General features: G+C 69.5%; 22 protein-coding genes. 4 read left to right on the top strand and 18 right to left on the bottom strand.

The window, feature by feature from the left end:
- Positions 1 to 52: 52 nt before the first annotated feature.
- The 3 genes from AC1MBW_RS14445 to AC1MBW_RS14455 all read right to left on the bottom strand — a co-directional run bounded on the left by AC1MBW_RS14445 (position 53) and on the right by AC1MBW_RS14455 (position 2627).
- Positions 53 to 244: a hypothetical protein gene (locus tag AC1MBW_RS14445; protein WP_054146050.1), complete on the bottom strand. Its 192-nt coding sequence runs from the start codon at positions 242 to 244 to the stop codon at positions 53 to 55.
- 123 nt (positions 245 to 367) lie between these two features.
- Positions 368 to 997: a 30S ribosomal protein S4 gene (gene rpsD, locus AC1MBW_RS14450; RefSeq protein ID WP_043592736.1), complete on the bottom strand. Its 630-nt coding sequence runs from the start codon at positions 995 to 997 to the stop codon at positions 368 to 370.
- A 220-nt stretch (positions 998 to 1217) separates the two neighbouring features.
- On the bottom strand, positions 1218 to 2627 hold the full coding sequence (locus tag AC1MBW_RS14455) for a replication-associated recombination protein A (protein WP_082383329.1): 1410 nt from the start codon (positions 2625 to 2627) through the stop codon (positions 1218 to 1220).
- 65 nt (positions 2628 to 2692) lie between these two features.
- Between AC1MBW_RS14455 and AC1MBW_RS14460 the strand changes: the two genes are divergently transcribed.
- The 3 genes from AC1MBW_RS14460 (at position 2693) to AC1MBW_RS14470 (ending at position 5546) form a co-directional block, all read left to right on the top strand.
- Positions 2693 to 3484, top strand: coding sequence for a peptidylprolyl isomerase (locus AC1MBW_RS14460; protein ID WP_480024899.1), 792 nt, complete (start codon positions 2693 to 2695; stop codon positions 3482 to 3484).
- A gap of 89 nt (positions 3485 to 3573) precedes the next feature.
- Positions 3574 to 4803 carry a DUF349 domain-containing protein gene (locus AC1MBW_RS14465; RefSeq protein ID WP_480024900.1) on the top strand — a complete coding sequence of 410 codons (1230 nt, stop codon included), beginning with the start codon at positions 3574 to 3576 and terminating at the stop codon, positions 4801 to 4803.
- Between the two features lie 101 nt (positions 4804 to 4904).
- A complete protein-coding gene (locus AC1MBW_RS14470) occupies positions 4905 to 5546 on the top strand; it encodes a type IV toxin-antitoxin system AbiEi family antitoxin (RefSeq protein ID WP_480024901.1) in 642 nt (213 codons plus the stop codon).
- Here the strand turns inward: AC1MBW_RS14470 and AC1MBW_RS14475 are convergent.
- The 15 genes from AC1MBW_RS14475 to AC1MBW_RS14545 form a co-directional block, all read right to left on the bottom strand.
- Positions 5525 to 7669 carry a RelA/SpoT family protein gene (locus AC1MBW_RS14475; RefSeq protein WP_235451021.1) on the bottom strand — a complete coding sequence of 715 codons (2145 nt, stop codon included), beginning with the start codon at positions 7667 to 7669 and terminating at the stop codon, positions 5525 to 5527. The genes AC1MBW_RS14470 and AC1MBW_RS14475 overlap by 22 nt on opposite strands.
- A gap of 237 nt (positions 7670 to 7906) precedes the next feature.
- The gene (locus AC1MBW_RS14480) at positions 7907 to 8257 is read right to left on the bottom strand and encodes a rhodanese-like domain-containing protein (RefSeq protein WP_082383327.1); all 351 of its coding nucleotides are present in this window, start codon (positions 8255 to 8257) and stop codon (positions 7907 to 7909) included.
- Positions 8254 to 9264: a protein translocase subunit SecF gene (gene secF / locus AC1MBW_RS14485; RefSeq protein WP_480024902.1), complete on the bottom strand. Its 1011-nt coding sequence runs from the start codon at positions 9262 to 9264 to the stop codon at positions 8254 to 8256. Before secF ends, AC1MBW_RS14480 begins: the two co-directional genes overlap by 4 nt.
- A complete protein-coding gene (gene secD, locus AC1MBW_RS14490) occupies positions 9264 to 11027 on the bottom strand; it encodes a protein translocase subunit SecD (protein WP_054146044.1) in 1764 nt (587 codons plus the stop codon). Before secD ends, secF begins: the two co-directional genes overlap by 1 nt.
- Positions 11028 to 11123: 96 nt before the next feature.
- Positions 11124 to 11537 carry a preprotein translocase subunit YajC gene (gene yajC, locus AC1MBW_RS14495; protein ID WP_055972674.1) on the bottom strand — a complete coding sequence of 138 codons (414 nt, stop codon included), beginning with the start codon at positions 11535 to 11537 and terminating at the stop codon, positions 11124 to 11126.
- Positions 11538 to 11616: 79 nt separating this feature from the next.
- A complete protein-coding gene (gene ruvB / locus AC1MBW_RS14500; protein WP_054146042.1) occupies positions 11617 to 12642 on the bottom strand; it encodes a Holliday junction branch migration DNA helicase RuvB in 1026 nt (341 codons plus the stop codon).
- A complete protein-coding gene (gene ruvA / locus AC1MBW_RS14505) occupies positions 12639 to 13253 on the bottom strand; it encodes a Holliday junction branch migration protein RuvA (RefSeq protein WP_480024903.1) in 615 nt (204 codons plus the stop codon). The genes ruvB and ruvA overlap by 4 nt, the downstream gene beginning before the upstream one ends.
- Positions 13250 to 13825, bottom strand: coding sequence for a crossover junction endodeoxyribonuclease RuvC (gene ruvC, locus AC1MBW_RS14510; protein WP_054146040.1), 576 nt, complete (start codon positions 13823 to 13825; stop codon positions 13250 to 13252). The genes ruvA and ruvC overlap by 4 nt, the downstream gene beginning before the upstream one ends.
- 9 nt (positions 13826 to 13834) lie before the next feature.
- Entirely contained in the window at positions 13835 to 14596 is a 762-nt protein-coding gene (locus AC1MBW_RS14515; RefSeq protein ID WP_055972661.1) for a YebC/PmpR family DNA-binding transcriptional regulator, read from the bottom strand.
- 37 nt (positions 14597 to 14633) lie between these two features.
- Positions 14634 to 15242, bottom strand: coding sequence for a pyridoxal 5'-phosphate synthase glutaminase subunit PdxT (gene pdxT, locus AC1MBW_RS14520; RefSeq protein ID WP_480024904.1), 609 nt, complete (start codon positions 15240 to 15242; stop codon positions 14634 to 14636).
- A gap of 19 nt (positions 15243 to 15261) precedes the next feature.
- A complete protein-coding gene (gene pdxS / locus AC1MBW_RS14525) occupies positions 15262 to 16176 on the bottom strand; it encodes a pyridoxal 5'-phosphate synthase lyase subunit PdxS (protein WP_054146179.1) in 915 nt (304 codons plus the stop codon).
- Positions 16177 to 16199: 23 nt separating this feature from the next.
- Positions 16200 to 16784, bottom strand: coding sequence for an HIT family protein (locus tag AC1MBW_RS14530; protein WP_480024905.1), 585 nt, complete (start codon positions 16782 to 16784; stop codon positions 16200 to 16202).
- A gap of 2 nt (positions 16785 to 16786) precedes the next feature.
- Positions 16787 to 18724: a threonine--tRNA ligase gene (gene thrS, locus AC1MBW_RS14535; protein ID WP_235451020.1), complete on the bottom strand. Its 1938-nt coding sequence runs from the start codon at positions 18722 to 18724 to the stop codon at positions 16787 to 16789.
- A gap of 193 nt (positions 18725 to 18917) precedes the next feature.
- Positions 18918 to 19367, bottom strand: a complete 450-nt coding sequence (gene sufU / locus AC1MBW_RS14540; RefSeq protein WP_480024906.1) for a Fe-S cluster assembly sulfur transfer protein SufU — start codon at positions 19365 to 19367, stop codon at positions 18918 to 18920.
- Complete coding sequence (locus AC1MBW_RS14545) at positions 19364 to 20716, bottom strand: aminotransferase class V-fold PLP-dependent enzyme (protein WP_480026124.1); 1353 nt, start codon at positions 20714 to 20716, stop codon at positions 19364 to 19366. The genes sufU and AC1MBW_RS14545 overlap by 4 nt, the downstream gene beginning before the upstream one ends.
- Before the next feature lie 211 nt (positions 20717 to 20927).
- On the opposite strand from AC1MBW_RS14545, the gene AC1MBW_RS14550 reads away from it, so the two are divergent.
- On the top strand, positions 20928 to 22154 hold the full coding sequence (locus AC1MBW_RS14550) for a cobalamin-independent methionine synthase II family protein (protein WP_480024907.1): 1227 nt from the start codon (positions 20928 to 20930) through the stop codon (positions 22152 to 22154).
- Positions 22155 to 22175: the final 21 nt, after the last annotated feature.

Consider the following 22175-nt stretch of genomic DNA (forward strand, 5'->3'; position numbering starts at 1 on the left):
CTCCCGAGGGTGGGTTGGTCGAGTGTCAGGACGAGGGGGCGCGGCAGGGCGCTCAGGACTCGTCGCGGTCGGTGCGCAGTTCGGCCTCACGGGCCTTGTAGCCGTCGACCACGGCGGCGCGGAACGACTTCACGTTGCCGTCGAGGCCGCCGAAGAACTGCTGACCCCGAGGTGTCTTGTTGAACTGGTGGGCGACGGCGAAGCCGCCGACGACACCGACGGCGAGCAGGAACAGGCTCTTCACGGGGACTCCTCTTGGGGCTGGTGCCGCGACGTGCGAGCGCGACGACACATCAGCTTACCCGGCCCCGGGAACGCGAAAGGAGCGGGCCACGACCGTGGCCCGCTCCTGACGGGGTGACGAGTTCTAGCGCGCGGCGTAGTACTCGACGACGAGCTGGACCTCGCAGGTCACCGGGACCTCGACGCGCTTCGGGCGGCGCACGAGGCGGGCCTGCAGCTTGTCGATCTCGACCTCGAGGTAGCCGGGCACCTTGGGCAGCAGGTCGACGTGACCGCCGGCCGCGGCGACCTGGAAGGGCTCGGTCTTCTCGCTGCGCTCTTTCACGTGGATCATCTGACCCGGCTTGACGCGGAACGAGGGGCGGTCGACGAGCTTGCCGTCGACGAGGATGTGACGGTGCACGACCATCTGACGGGCCTGAGCCGTCGTGCGGGCGAAGCCGGCACGCAGGACGAGGGCGTCGAGACGGGTCTCGAGGAGCTCGACCAGGTTCTCACCGGTCAGGCCCGAGGCCTTGCGCGCCTCGTTGAAGACGATCTTGAGCTGGGCCTCGCGGATGCCGTACTGGGCGCGCAGGCGCTGCTTCTCACGCAGGCGGACGGCGTAGTCGCTGTCGGTCTTGCGCTTGGTGCGACCGTGCTCACCGGGCGCGTAGGGGCGCTTCTCGAGGTAGCGAGCGGCCTTCGGGGTCAGCGCGATGCCGAGGGCACGCGAGAGACGGGTCTTGCTGCGGGTACGTGACTTGGTGGACACTTGTTCCTTTTTCTTGTCGGTGGTTCGTCAGGGACCGCCCCAGCGCGCGAGCGCCGAGCGGCGTAACAAGAGGGGTGAGTGCCGCGGTGGCGACCGGCTACAGGTCGTCGCACCTTGATCGGGTCGTCGTCAGCAGCCGCGCGTCGACGCCCGAGAACAGGCAACCACCCGAGCATACAGGAGCCCGGGCGCGGATGCGAGCAGCGGGTCGATCGTGCCGTCAGTACCCCCGCGTGATGCGGCGCAGCTTCTCGAGGCGCGCCGCCACGTCGCGCTCGTTGCCGTTGGCGGTGGGGTCGTAGTACTCGTGTCCGACGAGTTCGTCCGGGAGGTACTGCTGCTCGACCACGCCGAACTCGGAGTCGTGGGCGTAACGGTAGCCCTTCCCGTGGCCGAGGCGCCTGGCCCCGGGGTAATGGGCGTCGCGCAGGTGTTTGGGCACGCGGCCCGCCTTGCCGGCCCGGACGTCGGCGATGGCGGCGTCGAGCGCGGAGTAGGACCGGTTCGACTTGGGCGCGGTCGCCAGGTAGACGACGGCCTCAGCCATGGGGATCCGGCCCTCGGGCATGCCGATCATCTGCACGGCGGTCGCGGCCGAGACCGCCACGGTCAGCGCGTTCGGGTCCGCCATGCCGATGTCCTCGCCCGCCGACACGATGATCCGTCGGCAGATGAAGCGCGGGTCCTCGCCCGCCTCGATCATCCGGGCGAGGTAGTGGAGCGCCGCGTCGACGTCGGACCCCCGGATCGACTTGATGAAGGCGCTGATGACGTCGTAGTGCTCGTCCCCGTTCCGGTCGTACCGCAGCAGGGCCCGGTCGACCGACTGGGCGACGATCTCGGACGTGATCGCGGGGCGGTCGTCGTCGGGATCGGTCTCGTCGTACTCGGCGTCGGGGTCGAAGTCGGCGTCGGCCGCGTCGTCGGGCGAGGAGGACGGCACCGCCTCGGCCTCGAGCTTCGTGGCCCACGCCGACTGGGCGGATGCCTCGAGCGCCGTGAGCGCACGGCGTGCATCGCCCGAGGCCAGCCGGACGATCGTGGCCAGGGCCTCGTCGTCGAGCCGGACGGCTCCGTCGAGACCGCGGGGGTCGACGACCGCTCGTTGCACCAGCTGGGCCAGGTCGTCGTCGCTGAGCTGTTCGAGCGTCAGCAGCAGCGAGCGGGACAGCAACGGCGTGATGACCGAGAACGAGGGGTTCTCGGTCGTGGCGGCGATGAGGATGACCCAACCGTTCTCGACGCCCGGCAGCAGAGCGTCTTGCTGCGCCTTCGTGAAGCGATGGATCTCGTCGAGGAACAGCACCGTCGTCGTGCCGTACAGGTCTCGGTTCGACAGCGCCTTCTCCATCACCTGTCGGACGTCCTTGACGCCCGCGGTCACGGCGGACAGCTCGATGAACTGTCGCCCCGAGCTGCGTGCGATGGCTTGCGCGAGGGTGGTCTTGCCCGTCCCCGGCGGACCCCAGAGGATGACGGAGACCGCACCTTGGTCGGCACCCGTGTCGGACGCCAGGGTGACCAGAGGTGACCCGGGCCGCAGCAGGTGCCGTTGGCCGGCGACCTCGTCGAGGGTGGTGGGACGCATGCGGACCGCGAGAGGGGTCGAGCTCTGCGGGAGCGGGCTCATGGTGACCCATGCTAGACCGGCCCTCCGATACAGTGCAGGCTGGACATCACCGAGCTGGAGGACCCGTGGCACCGAGCAAGAACCCGGACCGTGAGAACAGAGACCGGCTCCGCAGGTACACCGCTCGTCAGCAGGTGCACGCCACGCAGGTCGCCCGGCGTCGTCGGGACAACGTCCTCGCCGTGACCGCCGTCGTGGTCGTGGTCGGACTGGCGGCCGTGTCGCAGGTCTTCTGGTCGACGAGTGGCCCCGGTGCCCCCGTGGCGACTCCTTCGGGCGTCCCCAGCGCCTCCTCGACGCCCGCCGCGGGCATGAACGTCGGAGACGTGCCCAACGAGTCGATCGCCGAGGGCCGCACCTGGACCGGCGGGCTGACGCTCAACGACGGCGTCGACCTCGGGATCGAACTGGACGGGGCGAAGGCCCCCCAGGCGGCCAGCGTCGTCATCGATCTGATCCAGAAGGGTTTCTACACGGGCACGACCTGCCACCGCATGAGCGATGCCGCGACGGCGAAGTTCATCCAGTGCGGCTCGGCCAACGGCGACGGGACGGGTGACGCCGGCTTCACGTTCGGCCCGCTCGAGAACGTCCCCACGGACGGCGTGTACCCGACCGGGACGATCGCCATGGCTCGCAGCACCGACCCGTACTCGCAGTCGACGCAGTTCTTCATCACCTACGGCGACACGACCCTCGACGGCTCGACGGGCGGCTACACCGTGGTCGGACAGGTCACGAGCGGACTCGACCAGCTCGAGGCCCAGATCACGGACGCGGGCCTCACGCCCGGCTCCAGCGAGACCGACGGTGCCCCCGTCGTGGCGACCACGATCACACGAGCCACCATCGAGTAGTCCGCCGCGGCCCGCCGTGCAATAGGCTGGGCACCCATCGCGGTGGCCTGTCCTGGTTCCGCGACGAGCACTTTCAGCAAGGGATAAAAGTGGCTACTGACGATCAGGCACCCTGGGGCCGCGTCGACGACGACGGCACGGTCTACGTCCGCGAGGGCGACGGCGAACGCGCCGTGGGGCAGTACCCGGACGCGACGCCTGCCGAGGCTCTCGCGTACTACGAGCGCAAGTTCACCGAACTCGCCGGGCAGGTGACGTTGCTCGAGCAGCGGATCAAGCGCGGCGCATCGGCGGGCGACGTCGTCAAGACCGTCACCCACCTGCGTGAGCAACTCGTCGAACCGAGCGCGGTCGGTGACCTCGAGGCCCTCCGTGCTCGTGTCTCGGCACTCGACTCGACGGTCGACGAGCTCACGCAGCAGCAGAGCGCCGAGGCGCAGAAGGCCCTGACCGAAGCGGTCGCCTACCGCACCGCCCTCGTCGCCGAGGCCGAGACCCTCGCCGCCCAGGACCCCGCCCGCGTGCAGTGGAAGCAGGTGACGGCCAGCATCGACGACATCTTCGCCCGCTGGCAGAAGCACCAGCAGGACGGTCCCCGCATTCCGAAGGGCGAGGGCAACGACCTCTGGAAGCGCTTCCGTGCCGCGCGCACGACGATCGACCAGCACCGCAAGGCCTTCTACGCCGACCTCGACGCCACGCACCGTGACGCCCGTCAGCGCAAACAGGCCCTCGTCGAGTCGGCCGAGGCCCTCGCGCCGAAGGGCGTGGACGGCATCCCCGCCTACCGGGGGCTGCTCGACGACTGGAAGCGCGCCGGTCGCGCCGGCAAGAAGTACGACGACGCCCTGTGGGCGAAGTTCAAGCGGGCAGGCGACGTGCTCTACGCCGCCAAGTCCGAGGTCGTCGCCCAGGACGCTGCCGAATACGAAGGCAACCTCGAGCTGAAGCTCGAGTTGCTCACCGAGGCCGAGAAGATCCTGACGGTCACGGATCGGGTCCCGGCCCGAGAGGCCCTCACCTCGATCCAGCTGCGGTGGGACGAGATCGGTCGCGTTCCCCGTGAGCAGGTCCGGGGCGTCGAGGACCGCCTCCGCAAGGTCGAATCCCACGTGCGCCAGCTCGACGAGCAGTTCTGGGAGAAGAACAACCCCGAGCGTCAGGCACGGTCCCAGGGGCTCGCGAGCCAGCTGCACGATGCCATCGGCAAGCTCGAGGACGAGCTCGCGACGGCCGAGGCGAGCGGCGACGCGCGTCGGGTGAAAGAGGCTCGTGAAGCCCTCGACGCCCGGAAGGTCTGGCTCGACGCCATCGGTTGACCGCCAAGGCCCGTCGCCCACCGTCGTCATGAACCGTCCGATTCTCCACAGGGAGGGTCGGGCGGTTCGTCGTCTCGGGCGGGGTCGGCCAGGGTGGGCACATGCCTGTGCGACTCCCCCTGGTCCTGACGGACGACGACCTGCCCGAAACCGAACTCCGGGCGGCAGCGCTGGACGGCCAGGTCTACGCCGTCGGTGATTCGTGGCGCAGCATCGCCGAGATCGATGACCACGTCGGTCGAGCCATCGCGGTGGGGTCCGCCCTCGGGGCCGGAGTCGTCGCCGCCGAGCGGACGGCCGCCTGGGTCTGGGGCGCGCGAGGGCCGGCGCCACTCCCCCACTCCGGTCTGGTGGTGTCGCCGGCCAGAGTGAAACATCGAGGCCGGGGTTCGGTGATCCGACAGGTCGTCATCGACGACGACGAGATCGTCACCGTCCACGGTGTGGCGGTCACGACCCCGGCCCGGACCGTGGTCGACCTGGCCCGCCGCGACGACTGGACGCCACAGGACGAGACGGCCGCAGGCGACGTGTCGACTCAGCAGGGCGTCACATCCGCCGAGGCGGTGGCCGTCCTCGATCGCCGCGGACGGCTCCCCCACCGAGCGCGGACAGTCCACCGCCTCGTCCACGTCTGTGTGGGCGATGCTCCCACCCAGGTGGGTGTCGAATCGCCTCGAGACGACGCACATCCGCCCCGTCGGGCGGCGGCGATCGGGATTCAGCCGGCGCTGACCCGGTAGACGTCGTACACGGCGTCGATGCGTCGGACCGCGTTCAGGACGCGGTCGAGGTGCGTGGTGTCACCCATCTCGAACACGAACCGACTGAGAGCGAGCCGTTCGGTCGAGGTGGAGACCGTCGCGGAGAGGATGTTCACGTGGTGCTCCGAGAGCACTCGTGTGACGTCCGAGAGCAATCCGCTGCGATCGAGGGCCTCGATCTGGATCTGCACCATGAACACGCTCTTCGACGACGGGGCCCACTCGACCTCGATCATCCGCTCGGGCTCTTTCAGCAGCCCCTGGACGTTGTGGCAGTTGGCCTGGTGGACGCTGACGCCCTGACCCCGGGTCACGAAGCCGACGATCTGGTCGCCGGGCACCGGCGTACAGCACTTGGCGAGCTTCACCAGGATGTCGGGCGCCCCACGGACCAGCACGCCCGAGTCGCTGTTGCGCAGGGGTCGTGCCCGACCCTGGCTGGGGAACTCGAACTCGCCCTCGTCGACCTCGGTCTGCGTGTGGACCGCCGCGAGGATCTTCTCGATGACGGACTGGGTGGAGATGTGGCCCTCGCCGACGGCGGCGTAGAGGCTCGACACGTCGTCGTATCGCATGGTGGCGGCGACTTCGGCGATGCTGTCCTGCGTCATCAGCTTCTGGAGCGGCAGGTTCTGCTTCCGCATGGCCCGGGCGATGGCGTCCTTGCCCTGCTCCATGGCCTCGTCGCGGCGCTCTTTCGTGAACCACTGACGGATCTTGTTCCGGGCGCGGGGGCTCTTGACGAAGGCGAGCCAGTCCTGACTCGGCCCCGAGTCGGGGTTCTTGGAGGTGAAGACCTCGACGACGTCACCGCTCGACAGGACGCTCTCGAGCGGCACGAGTCGTCCGTTGACCTTCGCGCCCATGGTGCGGTGGCCGACCTCCGTGTGCACGGCGTAGGCGAAGTCGACCGGGGTGGCACCCGACGGAAGGCCGATCACCTTGCCCTGGGGCGTGAAGACGTAGACCTCTTTGGCGCCGATCTCGAACCGGAGGCTGTCGAGGAACTCGCTGGGATCGGCGGTCTCGGCCTGCCAGTCCGAGATGTGTGCGAGCCAGGCCATGTCGGTCTCGGTCTTGGCGCCGCCCTGGTCGTCACGCCCACCGTTCATGCGCTGCTTGTACTTCCAGTGGGCGGCCACGCCGAACTCGGCCCGCTGGTGCATCTCGTGGGTCCGGATCTGGATCTCGACGGGTCGCCCCTTGGGGCCGATCACGGTCGTGTGCAACGACTGGTACAGGTTGAACTTCGGCGTCGCGATGTAGTCCTTGAAACGGCCAGGGATGGGGTTCCACCGGGCATGGATCGACCCCAGCACGGCGTAGCAGTCGCGGAGCGAGTTGACGAGGATGCGGATGCCGACGAGGTCGTAGATCTCGTCGAACTCGCGACCCCGGACGATCATCTTCTGGTAGATCGAGTAATACTGCTTGGGTCGACCCATGACGTCGCCCCTGATCTTCGTCGACTTGAGGTCGGATTTGACAGCGTTGATGACGTTCTGGACGAACTGCTCGCGCTGCGGCGTGCGCTGCTTCACCAGGTTGTCGATCTCGACGTAGAGCTTGGGGTGGAGAACGGCGAACGAGAGGTCCTCGAGCTCCCACTTGATGGTCTGGATGCCGAGTCGGTGGGCCAGGGGGGCGTAGATCTCGAGGGTCTCGGTGGCCTTGCGGGTGGCCGACGCCGACTCGACGAAGCCCCAGGTGCGCGCGTTGTGGAGCCTGTCGGCCAACTTGATGACGAGCACCCGGATGTCTTTCGACATGGCGACGACCATCTTGCGGACGGTCTCGGCCTGCGCGCTGTCGCCGTATTTGAGCTTGTCGAGTTTGGTGACCCCGTCGACCAGCATCGCGATCTCGTCACCGAAGTCGCGCTGCAGCATGGCCAGCGTGTAGTCGGTGTCCTCGACGGTGTCGTGGAGGAGCGCGGCCGCGATGGTCTTGGAACCGATGCCCAGATCGGCGAGGATCTGTGCCACCGCGACCGGGTGGGTGATGTAGGGCTCGCCGCTCTTGCGGAGCTGACCCGTGTGGGCCTTCTCGGCGACGGAGTACGCCCGCTCGATGAGGACGACGTCGGCCTTGGGATGGTGCATGCGCACCGTCTTGATCAACCGGTCGACGGCGCCCGCCGGCTGGCTCCGTGAGAAGAGACGGGGCAGGAGCGTCCGCAACGAGGCCGTGTTCTGACCACCGGGCACCTCGGACGGTGCGGAGTTGTTCCGTGTCGTGATCTCGGTCACGGCAGCACCTCGTTCTCTCGGGTCGGAGTGACGCCACCGGCCGTCAGGGCCGGTCGGGGACTCCGTGCGGTCAAGGGTACCCGCCGGCAGTCAGTCGGCCGACGACACGGGGTGTTCGTCCCCGGCCACGACCACACCGCCGGCGTCACGCCAGGCGAGCATCCCCCCGACGACGTTCCGGGCGTCCACACCGATGCCGCGGAGGGCATCCGTCGCACGGGCCGAGCGCATGCCCGAGTGGCAGACGACGAGGACGGGGCGATCGGTGGGGACCTCGTCGACCCGATCGTTCAGCTCGGAGAGCGGGATCAGCGTCGCGCCGGGCGCGTGCGCTTCGTCCCACTCGTGCTGCTCTCGGACGTCGAGCAGGTACTCGCCCGCGGTCAGGGCCTCGATGGCCGCGTCGGCCCCGATCTCGGGTCGACGGTCGCCGCCGCTCATGCGCCCACCGTCTCGTCGACGGTGAGCGGTTCGGTCTTCTGTGCCTCGAGCTTCCGGGCGTCGCGTTTGGCGATGTCGGGCTCACGCAGGCGCAGGGTGGCGTAGAGCGGCGAGGCGATGAAGATCGTCGAATAGGTACCGACCAGGATGCCGATGAACAGGGCCAGAGAGATGTCGCGGAGGGTGCCGGCTCCGAGGACGAATGCGCCGATGAAGAGGATGGCCGCGACGGGGAGGAGCGCCACCACCGACGTGTTGATCGACCGGACGAGCGTCTGGTTGACCGCCAGGTTCACCGATTGCCCGAACGTGCGTCGTGAACCCTCGCCGTCGTCGGTCGTGTTCTCCCGGATCTTGTCGAACACCACCACGGTGTCGTAGAGCGAGTAGCCGAGGATCGTCAGGAAGCCGATGACCGCAGCCGGAGTCACCTCGAAGCCGACGATGCCGTAGATGCCCGCGGTCAGGACGAGGTCGTGAAGCAGGGCGGCCATGGCCGCCAGCGACATCTTCCAGGTGCGGAAGTAGAGGGTCATGCCGATCGCGGCGAGGATCAGGAAGATCACGAGCCCCTTGATCGCCTGGCTCGTGATGTCAGCACCCCATGAGGCACCGATGAAGGACGAGGTGACCCGGTCGTCGGGGACGTCGTACGCCGTGGCCAAGGCTGCCGCCACGTCGTTCGTCTGGGCGGCCTCGAGCTGCGAGGTCTGCACGCGGATCGTGTCGGTGCCCACCTGGGTGACCCGGGGGTTCGACCCCGGCACGACCTCGTCCACGGTCGCCGATGCGACGTCCTGGTCGAGCTCCGCCGGCTGAGCGATCTGGAACTCCGAACCGCCCGTGAACTCGATGCCGAAGTGGAAGCCTCCACGGAGGAACGGGACGGTGACCGAGATGAGGATGACGAGGGCCGCGATCCAGTACCAGCGGCGGCGGTGACCGACGATGTCGTACGACCGAGCACCGGTGTAGAGGTCGTTGCCGAATTTCGAGAAACTGGCCATCAGGAGTCCTTCTTCCCTTCACCGGCGGTCGACGTGTCGACGCGCTCGGTGTTCTTCTCGGCGGCTTTGCGCTCGGCGATGGTCTGACGCTTGACGGCTTCGCGGCCGCCCGCTCCCTTGCGGCCGGCGACGGCCGGGGTGCGGAACTGCGCCCGCCCACGGTAGACGGCGCCGAGGGCACGGGGGTCGAGCCCGCTGAACGAGTGCCCCTCACCGAAGAACCGCGTCCGGGCGATCAGTTGGAGCATGGGGTGCGTGAACAGCGAGACGACGATGAGGTCGATCACCGTGGTGATGCCCAGGGTGAGCGCGAAGCCCTTGACGTTGCCGACGGCGAGGATGAAGAGCGTGATGGCCGCCAGGAAGTTGACCGTGTCGGAGGCGACGATGGTGCGGATGGCGCGCTTCCAGCCCGATTCGACGGCGCTCTCGAGGATGCGGCCGTCGCGCAGTTCGTCGCGGATGCGTTCGAAGTAGACGATGAAAGAGTCGGCCGTGATGCCGATCGCCACGATCAGACCTGTCACCCCTGCGAGCGAGAGACGGTACCCCTCGCGCCAGGACAGGATGGCGATCACGAGGTAGGTGAGGACAGCGGCGATGACGAGCGACAGCACCGTCACGAAGGCGAGGGCCCGGTACTGGATGAGCGAGTAGATGACGACCAGGATCAGACCGATGAGCCCGGCGATGAGACCGCTGACCAGCTGGGTCTGCCCCAGGGTCGCGGTGATCGTCTCGTTGCTCTGGACCGAGAAGCTCAACGGCAGGGCGCCGAACTTCAGCTGGTCGGCGAGGGTCTTCGAGGAGTCCTGCGTGAACTGGCCCGTGATCTGGGCCCGGCCGTCGGTGATGGCGGCGTTGGCGGAGGGAGCGGTGATGACCTGGTTGTCGAGGGTCACGGCGAACTGGTTCTGCGGCGCCTGCAATGAGACGAGGCGCGAGGTGACCTCGGAGAACCGGTCGGTGCCCTGACCGTCGAACTCGAGGTTGACCGCCCAGGTGTTCGTCGAGTTGCCCTGCGAGTCGGCGGCGAGACCGTTCGTGGCGTCGCTGATGTCCGAGCCCTGCACCTCGACCGGACCGAGGATGTACTTGGCCGTGCCGTCGGTGGAGCAGGTCACGAGCGGCTCGTCGTCACGGGCGGTGGCCAGGTCGTTCTCGGCCGCGCAGTCGTAGTTCTGGTAGAGGTCGGCGAGCTGAGGAGTGATCCAGGACAGGTCGGACGCGTTCGTCGGGGACGCCGTCGGCGTGCTCTCGAGGTCGGGGTTGGGGGTGTAGGGCGTGGCGGTCGGGCTGGCCGTGGCACCGTCGCCTTCTCCGCCGACCGCGGCGTTCGACACGGCCTCGGTGTAGAGCACGGGGCGGAAGGTCAGCTTGGCCGACGCCTCGATGCGCTCGAGGGTCGCGTTGTCGGGTCGCCCCGGGATGGAGACGACGATGTTCTGCGTGCCCTGCTTGGTGATCTCGGATTCCGAGACGCCGGCCGAGTCGATGCGCTGCCGGATGATCGTGACCGCCTGGTCGAGTTGCTGGGACGACACCGTCTCGCCGCTCTGGAGTTGGGCCGCGAGGGTGATCTGCGTCCCGCCTTGCAGGTCGAGGGCGAGCTCGGGCACCCAGCTGGCCCCGTCCCACCAGCCGTCACGACCGGAGTCGTTGAGGAACGTGGCCGTGCCGTTCAGGGCCGTGAGGCCGGCGATGATGACCAACAACCAGGTCAGGGATCGTATTGCTTTCTTCACCGGCGTCGAGCGTGCCACGGAGGAACTCTGCTTTCTCATGGGAGCGCGCGCCCACCCGGAGCGCGCGCCGTGGATCGGGCCCGACCGCGCCAGGCGGTCGGGACGGTCGTCAGGTCAGGCCTTGTTGTCGGTGTCTTTGGTGACGGTCGAGTCCACCGGTGCGGACGTGGCGCGCTCACCGAACTCGGGCGCGTCGCCGATGACGCGGTCGTGCTCGGTGCTGCCCTCGGTCAGCGAGTCGGCGTCGTCGGTGACGGGCTCGTCGATGACCGGCTCGACGACCCGACCCAGGGTCTGACGGTGGACCTTCAGGACCGTGCCGGGCGAGACCTCGACCTCGGCCACGTTGTTCTCGTCGTCGATGGAGACGACGGTGCCGTAAACGCCGAACGACAGCATGACCTCGACGCCGGGGACCAGCTTGTTCTGCAGTTCGGCCTGCTGACGGTCGCGCTTCTTCTTGTTGCGGAACATGAAGAACACGAGGACCACCAGGAGGAGGACCATGATGAGGGTTGCGGGATCCATGCGGAACTCCCTTTCGCTGTTGGGGGTGTGGGCCGAGCGGGACTCGCTTCAGCGAGCGACGGCCTCGGACCTGGAGGAATTATAGGTCATCGCCGAAGAGCGCCCCTGAGGCGTGCGCCAGACCGAAGTGCCGCCAGGCCTCGGGAGTCGCGATGCGGCCCCGAGGCGTGCGGGTGAGCAGGCCGACGCGGACCAGGAACGGCTCGACGACGGACTCGATCGTGTCGGCCTCTTCGCCCACCGAGACCGCGAGCGTGTTCAGGCCGACGGGCCCGCCGCCGAAACGGGTCAACACCGTCTGGACGACCTCGCGGTCGAGGCGGTCGAGCCCGAGCGAATCGACGTCGTAGAGGTCTAGTGCCTCGCGCACGGTCGTCAGGTCGGCGTCCCGCCCGTGGACGAGCGCGTAATCGCGCACGCGCCGGAGCAGGCGGTTCGCGATGCGGGGCGTGCCGCGGCAGCGGCCGGCGATCTCGGCCAGGGCGGCACTGTCGATGACGATGTCGAGCAGCGAAGCCGCCCGACGGAGGACCTCGGTCAGTTCGGCCTCGTCGTAGAACTCGAGGTGCGCCGTGAAGCCGAATCGGTCGCGCAGGGGGTTCGGCAGCAGTCCGCTGCGGGTGGTCGCGCCGACGAGCGTGAAGGGCGACAGCTCGAGCGGGATGCTGGTCGCGCCCGCTCCCTTGCCCACCATGATGTCGATGCGGTAGTCCTCCATCGCGAGGTACAGCATCTCTTCGGCCGGCCGCGCCATGCGGTGGATCTCGTCGATGAAGAGCACCTCGCCCGGCACGAGTGCGGAGAGGACGGCGGCCAGGTCGCCCGCGTGCTGGATCGCCGGACCCGACGACATGCGCAACGGCCGTGACCCCTCGTGGGCCACGATCATGGCCAGGGTCGTCTTGCCGAGCCCGGGCGGCCCCGCGAGGAGGATGTGGTCGGGGGTGCGGCCCTGCATCGTCGCAGCCTTGAGCAGCAGCTCGAGCTGGCCCCGCACCTTGGTCTGGCCGACGAACTCGCCGAGCGAGGTGGGCCGCAGCGCCCCCTCGAAGGCCAACTCGGCCTCGGATTCGAGCGTGGGGCGGGTCAGGTCGTCGTCGCTCACGAGCGGGCCCCGGCGGATTTCTGCGGACCCAGGTGGCCGAGCGACGCACGCAGCAGCTGCGGCACGGCGACCGCGACGGCATCACCCCGGTCGGCCACGACGGCGTCGATGGCGGCCTGGGCCTCGCGCTCGGACCAGCCGAGCCCGACCAATGCGACGAGCACGTCGGCGGCGGTCGTGGACGCGGCCGTGACGGTCGGTGCACTCGGTGCCACATCGAGCTTGCCGGCCAACGACAGGACGATCAGTTTGGCCGTCTTGGGGCCGATGCCCGAGACGCGGCGGAAGGCTGCGTCGTCGTCGTCCGCCACGGCGGTGGCGACCTGGTGGGGCGTGAGAGTCGACAGGACGCCCTGGGCCGACTTCGGCCCGACACCGGTGACGCTGCGCAGCAGGTCGAAGACCTCGAGTTCTTCACGGTCGGCGAACCCGAAGAGCGAGAGGTCGTCCTCGCGGACGATCAACGCCGTGTGCACGAGCGCCTGCTCGCCGACGCGGACCGTCAACGCGAGTTGTGGCGTGACCGACACCCGGAGGCCCACCCCGCCGACCTCGACCACGATCGACGTGCCGGACGCGGACAGGACGGTACCGCGGACACTCGAGATCATGCCCCCAGCCTAGGAGTGCGCACCGACTTCTCGGCGTCGCGCCACGCTCGCTGGGCCGGCGTGAGCGACCCCGAGGAGGCGCGGGCCGCGACGGGCGCGCCCCGCCAGGCATGGCAGATGGCCAGGGCCAGGGCGTCTGCGGCGTCCGCCGGTCGGGGCGCCTCGGCGAGCCCGAGCAACCGGGCGACCATCGTGCCGACCTGCTTCTTGTCGGCCGACCCGTACCCGGTCACGGCCGCCTTGACCTCGGACGGTGTGTGCAGCGTGACGGGGATGTCGCGCTCGGCCGCGGCACGAAGGGCGAGACCGCTGACCTGCGCGACGCCCATGACGCTGCGGACGTTCTGCTGGGCGAAGACCCGCTCGATCGCCACGGCGTCCGGTCGGTGTTCGTCGATGAGTGCGTCGAGACCACGACCGAGGGCGAGGAGACGCAGTTCGAGGGCGAGGTCGGGGGCCGTGCGGATGACCTGCACGTCGACGAGGGTCGCGCGTCGCTGGGCGTCGACCTCGACGACCCCCACCCCGCACCGGGTGAGCCCGGGGTCGATGCCGAGCACCCGGAGCGTCACCGCGGCGACCTATTCTTCGTCGTCGAGCGCGGCCTGCACGTCGGCGGGGACGTCGTGGTTCGCGTAGACGTTCTGCACGTCGTCGTCGTCGTCGAGGGCATCGATGAGCCGGAAGACCTTGCGGGCCGTCTCGAGGTCGACCTCGATCTTGAGCCCGGGGACGAATTCGATGTCGGCCGAGTCGTAGTCGATGCCGGCGTCCTGCAGGGCCGAGCGGGCCGGGACGAGGTCGGAGGCCTCGGTCACGATCTCGAAGCCCTCACCGCGGTCGGTGACCTCTTCGGCCCCGGCGTCGAGGACGGCCGTGAGGACGTCGTCCTCGGTGAGGTCGCCAGTCTTCATGACGGCGATGACGCCCTTGCGGCTGAAGTTGTAGGCAACGCTGCCGGGGTCGGCCATGGTGCCACCGTTGCGGGACATCACGGTGCGGACGTTGGCGGCCGCGCGGTTCTTGTTGTCGGTGAGGCACTCGATCAACAGGGCGACGCCGTTCGGGCCGTAGCCCTCGTACATGATGGTCTGGTAGTCGACGCTCTCGCCGCTGAGACCGGCGCCGCGCTTGATGGCGCGGTCGATGTTGTCGTTGGGGACCGAGGTCTTCTTGGCCTTCTGGACGGCGTCGACCAGCGTGGGGTTGCCGGACATGTCGGCACCGCCCTGCTTGGCCGCGACCTCGATGTTCTTGATGAGCTTGGCGAACGACTTGGCACGGCGGCTGTCGATGACGGCCTTCTTGTGCTTCGTCGTTGCCCACTTGGAATGCCCGGACACGGTGCTCCTTCAGATGCTGACGTGGATCGCGACGAGTCTACCGCGACGCCCGCGCACGGGCCTTGTCGAGGAACCGCGCGTGGAACCGGAGGTCGTCGGTGACCTCGGGGTGGAACGAGGTGCCCATCAGGGGGCCCTGCTCGACGGCGACGACCCGGCCGTCCTCGAGGACGCCGATGGCCGTCGCGGCCGGCCCGACCTCGTCGACCACCGGGGCCCGGATGAACACCGCGTGCACCGGCGGACCGTCGAGCACGGGGACGTCGACGTCGGTCTCGAACGATTCGGTCTGCGAGCCGAAGGCGTTGCGCCGCACCGAGACGTCCAGGCCGCCGAGGCTCCGCTGCCCCGGGATGCCGTCGACGATGCGGTCGGCGAGCATGATGAGCCCGGCACACGTGCCGTAGACAGGTAACCCTGACCCGATGGCTCGTCGGAGGGGTTCGTCGAGGTCGAACATGCGCGACAGCTTGTCCATGACACTGGACTCGCCACCTGGGATGACCAGGCCGTCGATGTCGTCGAGTTCGGACGCACGGCGGACGGGGACGGTCTCGGCCCCCAACGAGGTGAGGACGGTCAGGTGCTCACGGAAGTCGCCCTGCAGGGCCAGGACCCCGACGCGAGGTGTTGGTTCGGTGGTCACCGACGATCGACCCCGGGGGTCACCAGCCGCGCTCGGCGAGGCGGTGGGGCGCGGGGAGGTCGGGCACGTTGATGCCCACCATCGCCTCGCCGAGACCGCGTGAGGCGTCGGCCACGACCTGGGGGTCGTCGAAGAAGGTGGTGGCCTTGACGATGGCCTTGGCCCGATCGGCCGGGTTGCCCGACTTGAAGATGCCCGAACCGACGAAGACGCCGTCGGCACCGAGCTGCATCATGAGCGCCGCGTCCGCAGGCGTGGCGACTCCCCCGGCGGTGAAGAGGACGACGGGCAGCTTGCCGGTCTCGGCGATCTCTCTCACGAGCTCGAAGGGCGCCTGCAGCTCTTTCGCGGCGACGTAGAGCTCGTCGGCTTTGAGGCCCTGCAGCTGGGCGATCTCTTTCGAGATCGTGCGGATGTGCTTCGTGGCCTCGGACACGTCACCCGTACCGGCCTCGCCCTTGGAGCGGATCATGGCCGCACCCTCGGTGATGCGGCGCAGCGCCTCGCCCAGGTTGGTGGCCCCGCAGACGAAGGGAACGGTGAAGTTCCACTTGTCGATGTGGTTCACGTAGTCGGCGGGGCTCAGCACCTCGGACTCGTCGATGTAGTCGACGCCGAGCGTCTGCAGGATCTGTGCCTCGACGAAGTGGCCGATGCGGGCCTTCGCCATGACGGGGATCGACACGGCGGCGACGATCTCGTCGATCATGTCGGGGTCGCTCATGCGGGCGACCCCACCCTGCGAGCGGATGTCGGCGGGGACGCGCTCGAGGGCCATGACGGCGACGGCCCCGGCGTCTTCGGCGATCTTCGCCTGCTCGACGTTGACGACGTCCATGATGACGCCGCCCTTGAGCATCTCGGCGAGGCCGCGCTTGACGCGGCTGGAACCGGTGGTGGAGGACTGGCTGGAGGCAGGGGTCGTGTCGCTCATGATGGCCCCCATCTTAGGCCCGATCAGCGGACGGGTGACGCCGCCGGGACAGGACCGGCGCCTCCGGTCGGCCAGGCCTCGGCGACCGCGACGCGGACGTCGCCGAGCAGCTGCGTGACGGCCTTCGTCTGCGCGATGATCGGGAAGAAGTTCGAGTCGCCGCCGTAGCGTGGCACCACGTGCTGGTGCAGGTGGGCGGCGATGCCGGCTCCGCCGACCTGTCCCTGGTTCATGCCGATGTTGAAGCCCTGGGCATGTGACACCCTGGTGAGGACCCGCATGGCGGTCTGCGTCAACGACGCGATCTCGGCCACCTCGTCGGTGGTGGCGAGATCGTAGGTCGAGACGTGCCGGTACGGGCAGACCAACAGGTGGCCGGGGTTGTACGGGTACAGGTTGAGCAGCACGTAGGCGTGTTCGCCCCGCGCCACGATGAGGGCCTCGTCGTCGGACCTCGACGGCGCACGGCAGAACGGGCAGGAGTCGTCGTGGGCGTCCTGGCCCGCCTCGACGTAGACGGCGCGGTGGGGCGTCCAGAGTCGCTGGAAGGCGTCCGGGACCGCGGCGAAGTCGGAGGAGGACTCGGCCGTGGTCCCGTCGGCGCCCACGTTCAGACCTGGGCCTTGGTCTCGATGGCCGCGACGATCTTCGCGATCGCCTCGTCGAGCGGCACGCCGTTCTCCTGCGAGCCGTCGCGGTAGCGGAAGCTCACGGCACCGGCCGCACGGTCGTCCTCGCCGGCGATCAGCTGGAACGGCACCTTGGCCTTGGTGTGCGTGCGGATCTTCTTCGGCATGCGGTCGTCGCTGTGGTCGACCTGGGCCCGGACGCCGACCTCGCGGAGGCGTGCCACGACCTCGTCGAGGTAGTCGCCGTACTCGTCGGCGACGGGGATCGCCACGACCTGGACGGGTGCCAGCCAGACCGGGAACGCACCCGCGTAGTGCTCGGTGAGCACGCCGAAGAAGCGCTCGATCGAGCCGAACAGCGCACGGTGGATCATCACCGGTCGCTGACGCGACCCGTCGGCCGCCGTGTACTCGAGGTCGAAGCGCTCGGGCAGGTTGAAGTCGAGCTGGACCGTCGACATCTGCCAGGTGCGCCCGATCGCGTCGCGCGCCTGGACCGAGATCTTCGGCCCGTAGAACGCCGCCCCGGCCGGGTCGGGCACGAGTTCGAGGCCGGTCTCTTCGGCGACCTGTCGCAGGGTCGCCGTCGCCTCGTCCCAGGTGGCGTCGTCGCCCACGTACTTCTCGGGGTCCTTCGTGGAGAGCTCGAGGTAGAAGTCGTCGAGGCCGTAGTCGCGCAGCAGGCTGAGGACGAAGTCGAGCGTGCCCTTGAGCTCGGCCGCCATGTCGTCCCGGGTGGTGAAGATGTGCGCGTCGTCCTGGGTCATGCCGCGCACGCGGGTGAGGCCGTGGATGACGCCCGACTTCTCGTTGCGGTACACCGTCCCGAACTCGAACAGGCGCTGCGGCAGGTCGCGGTACGACTTGGCCGACGAGCGGTACGCCAGGATGTGCATCGGGCAGTTCATCGGCTTGAGGTAGTAGTCCGCGCCCTGACGGGTGATCTCGCCCTCGTCGTTGCGAGCCTCGTCGAGATGCATCGCCGGGAACATGCCGTCCTTGTACCAACCCAGGTGGCCCGAGGTCTCGAACAGGGCGGCCTTGGTGATGTGCGGGGTGTAGACGAACTCGTAGCCGGCCTTCTCGTGGCGCTCGCGCGAGTAGTCCTCCATCTGGCGACGGATGATGCCGCCCTTGGGGTGGAAGATCGCGAGGCCCGAGCCGATCTCGTCGGGGAACGAGAAGAGGTCGAGCTCGGCGCCGAGCTTGCGGTGGTCGCGCTTGGCGGCTTCCTCGAGCCGGGCCTGGTAGGCGCGCAGGTCGTCCTTGGTGGGCCAGGCCGTGCCGTAGATCCGCTGCAGTTGGGGGTTCTTCTCGGACCCGCGCCAGTAGGCGGCCGCGACGCGCATCAGCTTCGTGGCGTTGCCGAGGAGGCGCGTGCTGGGCACGTGGGGACCGCGGCAGAGGTCGAACCACACGACGTCGCCGGTCTTCGGGTCGAGGTTGTCGTAGATTGTGAGTTCGGCCCCGCCGACCTCGACCGACTCCCCGTCGGCGCCGAGCTCGTCGGCCGACCCGCCCTTGAGCCCGATCAGCTCGAGCTTGAACGGCTCGTGGGCGAGCAGTTCACGGGCCTCGTCGTCGCTGACGACGCGGCGACGGAAGCGCTGGCCCTGGCGGATGATGCGCTCCATGCCCTTCTCGATCGCTTTGAGGTCGTCGGGGGTGAAGGGCTCGGCCACGTCGAAGTCGTAGTAGAAGCCGTCGGTGACGGGCGGCCCGATGCCGAGCTTCGCCTCGGGGTTGATCTGCTGCACGGCCTGGGCCATGACGTGCGCCGCCGAGTGCCGCAGGATCGCCAGGCCGTCGGGCGAGTCGATCGTGACCGGCTCGGCGACGTCGCCCGGCTGCAGCTCGGTCGCCAGGTCGCGCAGCTCGCCGGCCACGCGGACGGCCACGACCGCCTTGTCGGTGAACAGGTCGAAGCCGGTCGTCGTCTCGGTGGCCTCGACGGCCGAGAGGCCGGACGGGGCTGGGGAGGCGGTCGGGTCGAGGTCGGTCTGGTCGGACACGGCGGTGGTTCCTATCGTCGAGGGGCGGTGACCACTTTAGCCGTCGGCGAAGCGCCGCCCGGCCGGGGCCACCCCGACGGACGGCGCGGCCGCGGACGGGTCAGGCGGCGCGCAACTCGGTCGAACAGGCCTCGGCCGCGACCCAGGCGAGCATGCCGCACTTCACCCTCATGACGAACTTCGAGACCCCGTGGAACACGACGGCGTCGCCGAGGACCTCGTCGTCGGGCTCACCGGCGCCCCGGGACCGCATCATCTCGCGGAACTCCGCGACGAGCGCGTCGAGCTCGGCCAGCGTGCGGCCCGGGGCCAGCTGCGCCAGCACCGAGGCCGAGGCCATCGAGATGCTGCAGCCCGCGCCCTGCCAGCGCAGGTCGGCGATGCGGTCGGTGCCGGGCTCGAGGGCGACGCGGACGGTGATCTCGTCACCGCAGGTCGGGTTCCGTTCGTGGTGCTGCGCGTCGGCCCCGGGCAGCTCGCCGTCGCCGTGCCGAGCCTTGGCGTGATCGAGGATGACCTGCTGGTACAGGCCGTCGAGGGCGGCGCTCACCGCGCCTCCTCGGCCTTCTGGTCGAGGGCCGTCTGGCCCGCGACGCCGAAGTAGTCGCGGACCTCGGCGACACCGGCGACCAGCCGGTCGACCTCGTCGCTCGACGAGTACAGGTAGGTGCTGGCCCGCGTCGTGGCCGTCACCCCGAGACGCCGGTGCAGCGGTTGGGCGCAGTGGTGGCCGACGCGCACGGCGATGCCCCGGGCGTCGAGGAACTGGCCGACGTCGTGGGCGTGCACCCCGTCGACGACGAAGCTGGCGAGTCCCGACCGGGGCACCCCTGCCGGCGGTCCCACGACGGTGACGCCGTCGATCGCGTCGAGACCGCGGACGAGCAGGTCGGCGAGGGCCTCTTCGTGCTCGCGCACGCGGTCCATGCCGACGGCGTCGAGGTAGCGCACGGCCTCGGCGAGGGCCACGGCCTGCGACACGGGCTGCGTGCCGGCCTCGAAGCGCTGCGGGGCGGGGAGGTAGTCCGCGCCCTCCATCGTGACCGTCGTGATCATCGAGCCGCCGGTGCGGAACGGCGGCAGGGCGTTCAACAGCTCGGCCCGACCGTAGAGCACGCCGATGCCCGTGGGCCCCAGCATCTTGTGACCCGAGAAGGCGGCGAAGTCGACGTCGAGGCCGTGCAGGTCGACGGGGCGGTGCGGCACCGACTGGCAGGCGTCGAGGACGACGAGGGCACCGACGGCGTGCGCCAGCGCCACGAGTTCGGCGAGGGGCGCGACGAAGCCGGTGACGTTCGAGACGTGGGCGAAGGCGAGGAGGCGCGTGCGGGGTCCGATCACGGACGCCGCGTCGGCGACCGTCCAGGTGCCGTCGTCCCGGACGGGCACGAACCGCAGCGTGGCGCCCGTCGTCGCGGCGAGTTCCTGCCACGGGACGAGGTTCGCGTGGTGCTCGGCCTCGGTGACGACGATCTCGTCACCGGGCGCGAGGGCGAAGCGTCGCGCGGTCTCACCGCCCCGGCCGTGCGTGGCGTTCGCGACGCCGTACGCCACGAGGTTGAGGGCGTCGGTCGCGTTCGAGGTCCAGACGATCTCGTCGACGTCGGCACCGACGAAGCGGGCGACCGTCTCGCGCGCCTCCTCGTAGGCCTCGGTCGACAGGGCGGCGAGCGTGTGCGCGCCCCGGTGAACGGCCGAGTTGGTCGTCTCGAGGAAGCGGCGCTCGACGTCGAGCACGGCGGTCGGTCGCTGTGCGGTCGCCCCCGAGTCGAGGTAGGCGAGCGGCTCGCCGTTGACGTCCTGCCGCAGCAGCGGGAAGTCGGCGCGCAGACGGCGGGCGTCGTCGTCGGACAGCCCCGGACGGGCGGTGGATGGTGCGGAGGAGGTGGTGGTCACGATGTCCCTTCCCGTCGATCGTAGCGAGGCACCCCGAAGGGGCCGGCGTCGGCCGACACAGGACGCAACGGTCGCCGACCACCCGGTGTTCCCGACCGCCCGGTGTTCCCGACCGCCCGGTGTTCCCGACCCCGCGGCTGTGACGCCCCGTGTCGTGCACGTCGCCCCCGGCGGGGGTCGAGGGCCAGAGTGGTGGCGACGAACGGAGCACCCCATGACGACCACCCCCGGCCGCATCATGACCACCCACGCGGGAAGCCTGCCGCGCACGCTCGAGCTGATCGCCGCGAACGACGCGCGCGCCCTCGGCGAGGACGGCTTCACCCTCGAGCGCACCCCCGAGTTCGACGCCCTGCTGACCGACGCCGTCGTCGATCTCGTCCGGCGCCAGGACGATCTCGGCATCACGATCGTCGGCGACGGCGAGTACGGCAAGGCGATGACGAGCGCCGTCGACTACGGCGCCTGGTGGTCGTACTCGTTCCAACGCGTGAGCGGGCTCTCGCTGACCGGGTCGGACATCTTCAGCCAGCCGGCCGTGCGGTCCTCCCCCGGCGACGTGCGGCTGACGTCGTTCCCCGACCGCCGCGACTGGCAGACGTTCCACGACGCGTACACCGACCCGACCTCGGGCATCGGCACGGGCTCGGGCGCCACGCCGTTCCCGAGCACGACGGGCCCGTTGGCGTACGTCGGCCAGGCCGCCATCGCCTCGGACATCACCAACCTGAAGGCCGGCCTCGAGGCGAGCGGTTCGCCCTCGGGCTTCGTCACCTCGCTGTCACCGGGCAGCGGAGCCCGCATCGCGAACGACTTCTACGCCACCGAGGAGGAGCACATCTGGGCCTGGGCCGAGGTGCTGCGCGAGGAGTACACCGCGATCGTCGAGGCCGGCCTGACCGTGCAGATCGACGACCCCTCGATCGCCGAGAACTGGGACCAGATCAACCCCGAGCCGAGCGTCGAGGACTACCGTGCCTTCACGCGCATCCGGGTCGAGGCGCTCAACCACGCCCTCCGCGGCCTGCCGCCCGAGCAGGTGCGGTTCCACCTCTGTTGGGGCTCGTGGCACGGCCCGCACACGACCGACGTCGAGTTCCGCCACATCGTCGACCTCATGCTCGAGATCGACGCGGGCTCGTACTCGTTCGAGGCGGCCAACGTCCGCCACGACCACGAGTGGAAGCTCTGGCGCGACGTCGAGCTGCCCGCGGGCAAGAAGATCGTGCCGGGCGTCGTCAGCCACGCCACGAACGTGGTCGAGCACCCCGAGCTCGTGGCGGACCGCATCGAACGGTTCGCGTCGCTGGTCGGCCCCGAGAACGTCGTCGCGTCGACCGACTGCGGCCTGGGTGGTCGCATCCACCCGCAGATCGCCGTGGCCAAGCTGGCCTCGCTCGGCGAGGGCGCGCGCATCGCGTCGCACCGCCTGTTCGGCTGAGCGTCCGCCGGAGAGACGACC

The sequence above is a fragment of the Frigoribacterium sp. AP1 genome, assembly GCF_056680555.1.

Coding starts and splice junctions, on each gene's coding strand:
- yajC (WP_055972674.1), bottom strand. CDS start 11,537: ATGGATCCCGCAACCCTCATCATGGTCCTCCTCCTGGTGGTCCTCGTG.
- ruvA (WP_480024903.1), bottom strand. CDS start 13,253: ATGATCTCGAGTGTCCGCGGTACCGTCCTGTCCGCGTCCGGCACGTCG.
- AC1MBW_RS14550 (WP_480024907.1), top strand. CDS start 20,928: ATGACGACCACCCCCGGCCGCATCATGACCACCCACGCGGGAAGCCTG.
- pdxS (WP_054146179.1), bottom strand. CDS start 16,176: ATGAGCGACACGACCCCTGCCTCCAGCCAGTCCTCCACCACCGGTTCC.
- secF (WP_480024902.1), bottom strand. CDS start 9,264: ATGGCCAGTTTCTCGAAATTCGGCAACGACCTCTACACCGGTGCTCGG.
- AC1MBW_RS14475 (WP_235451021.1), bottom strand. CDS start 7,669: ATGCACCATCCCAAGGCCGACGTCGTCCTCATCGAGCGGGCGTACTCC.
- AC1MBW_RS14470 (WP_480024901.1), top strand. CDS start 4,905: ATGCCTGTGCGACTCCCCCTGGTCCTGACGGACGACGACCTGCCCGAA.
- AC1MBW_RS14455 (WP_082383329.1), bottom strand. CDS start 2,627: ATGAGCCCGCTCCCGCAGAGCTCGACCCCTCTCGCGGTCCGCATGCGT.
- AC1MBW_RS14480 (WP_082383327.1), bottom strand. CDS start 8,257: ATGAGCGGCGGCGACCGTCGACCCGAGATCGGGGCCGACGCGGCCATC.